This window comes from Streptomyces sp. NPDC002671 (assembly GCF_053592475.1).
This window is the reverse complement of the sequence record NZ_JBSFVU010000152.1, coordinates 1-2,458: the sequence shown is the minus strand read 5'-3', so window position 1 is coordinate 2,458 and position 2,458 is coordinate 1. Positions and strand designations below refer to the sequence as shown.

Below are 2,458 nucleotides of genomic sequence, written 5' to 3'. Positions count from 1 at the left end.
GCCCTCACCGCCCTCCAAGCACGAGTTCGCGCTCAGAGCAGCGACCCCAACAGCAAGATCAAGACGACGTGTTAATGATCTGCAAGTCCTTAGCGCGATCCCGAGGAAGGTACGGCGGTCCTGGGTGAGCAGTGCCCCGGGGCCGGTCACGGTGGTGAGGTCGGGTTTCTCGCCCACGAGCCCGGTGACGAGCCCGGCCAACAGCCCGGCCGTGAGTGCAACTTCGAGCCCGGTCCCGAGCCCGAATACGAGCCCGGCCATGAGCCCGAGTACGAGCCCGATCACGGGTCCGAGCGCGAGCCCCGGGGGTGACCAGCGTAGCCGTGTGCTTGGGGTGTTGGAGGGCGCGGCCTTGAGCCCCCCGGCCCCGGCCATGGGCCCGGCCAGCAGCCCGGCCAGCAGCCCGGCCCCGAAGCCGAACACGAGCCCGGCCACGAGTCCGGTCACGAGCGAGGCCACGAGTGCGAACGCGAGGCCGTTTGTCCGGCGGCGGGTGTGTGGGGGGATGGCGTGGGGGAGTTCCCACCAAGCGAGGTCAGGGGTGCCGTTGCGGTTGTTCTCCAGGTGGCGGGCGAGGAAGGTGAGGGTGCGGCGGGCTTGGGGGGTGGTCCAGCGGGATGGGTGGGGGTGGTGGGGGGTGTAGGCGGCGGGGATGTAGGCGTTGAACAGATGGGTGTTAAGGGGGTCCCGGTCGGAGAAGATGCACAGTTCGTCGGGGTGGGGGATGGTGCGGGGTGTGGTGGGGGTGTGGGGGCGGGGATTGTAGATGGTGCAGGCCAGGAGCAGTCCGAGCGGGGTGCTCAGGGCGTGTCCGACGGGTGTGTCGGTGCCCAGGTGGCTGGTCACGGTGTTCCAGCGGTCTGCGGCGGGGGTGTGTCCGCCGCCCGCGTCGCGGCGCAGGTAGTCGGCGGCCTGGTCGGCGGTGAGCGGCAGCAGGTCGATACCGGCGGCGCCGTTGAGGCGCACCATGGCATCGGGCTGGGTGAGGGTGTCCCGCCAGGCGGTGGCGCGGCTGGCCAGGACCAGGCTGTGTTTGGGGGACAGGGCCCGATTGAGGGCGTCGAGCGCGATCGGGTGCAGGGCGGGGGGCAGTTCGTCGAAGCCGTCGAGGAGCGGCAGGATCAGCCGGGCATCCAGCAGCACCTTCGCCAGGTCGGCCTGGCGGGCCCCGGCTCCTGACGCGGCGGGCGGGGCGGGGGCGCGCAGTCCGGGATGGTCGCGTCGCAGCTGCGCGGCGAGATAGTCCTTCAGCGGCTGGTGGGCGGGGTCCCAGGAGGCGAGGGAGAACAACACCGGCACCGGGCCTCGGTCGGGCCGTTGTTCGATCAGGTCCTGGAGCAGGCGGATGAGCAGCATGGTCTTGCCGGAGCCGGGGGCGCCGAGGACGACCAGGCGGCGGGTGGGCACCCGCTGGGCGAACACTGCGCCGATCTGCCCGTCCGCGCCCGCCAGCCCCGCAGCCGCCGCGGGCCACTGGGCGGGGTCTCCTGGCGGGCCACCGGGCCAGGCCCGGGCCACCTCGCACAGCAGCTCCCAGCCTTCGACCAGGTCTGGGTCGGCGGCGCGCCAGGCGACCGGTAGGGGGTAGGGGTCATTCAGGCGGCGGATGGCGGCTTCGTCGTCCCACTGGTTTTTGACCGCCTGCGTGAGCCGGTCGGCGGCCGTGCCGAGGTCGACGGCTGAGGCTTCAGCCCGGTCGGCACGAAACGCCGCCCAAGCGATGTACGTCGGCGCCAGGCTGAGCAGCACCGTTACCACAGTTGCGGCTGTACCGAGATGAAAACGCTGGGCCAGTGCCAGTGCGCCGCGCACCCCCAGCACCAGCGCCAACGAATACAGCATGCCCACGTGCTTCGGCCTCTGGCCGTGTCCCCCGTCTCTCACAGCCAGTCATCATGCCGTCACCGCGCCCTGCCGGAGCGCTTCTTGGAGAACTTGGGCACGTTGATGCGGTGTCGCTCCTGCGCGACGCCGATCTTCCGGCCCGGTGGGGGAAGGGGCGCTTGAGTCCTCGGTTCTTCCGTGCTCGTAGAGCAGGCTGCCTCGCGGAGGCCGGAGCGGTCCGGTGCCGCAGGTGTGCCTGAGTCTGGTTGCCTATCAGGGGCCGTACGCCGCTCGGTTGTTGGGAAGTGCTGGTGGTGGGCGGGGCGTGCGGTCGATGATGGCGAGATGGGGTGGGCGAGGCTGCGGCCGTGGTTGGCGGTCCCGGTGCCCCCGCGGCGGGGCTTGGTGCGGGCCGGCGGCCAGAAGTAAATATCGCGCAGGTCGTTTCTTGTTCACTCAACGGATCTACCCGCATAGACGCGGGTGGTGGTGTCATGCCGTCAGCCGCCCGGCACCCCACTGACCGGGCCGACCCTGCGGGAGAATCTCAATGACCGTGTCAAGCCGCCTGCGTGACCGGCGGAGCGGAGGTGAACAGCCTCTTGTCACGCAGCATCGCCCAGAGCACGTCGAC

Annotated in this window: 1 protein-coding gene; it reads right to left on the bottom strand. The window is 70.9% G+C overall.

Annotated elements, in window-relative coordinates:
- Positions 1-1,842: NACHT domain-containing protein (locus ACWD35_RS45355; protein ID WP_451357158.1), on the bottom strand; the 1,842-nt coding region annotated here is incomplete at its 3' end.
- Between the last annotated feature and the right edge of the window lie 616 nt (positions 1,843-2,458).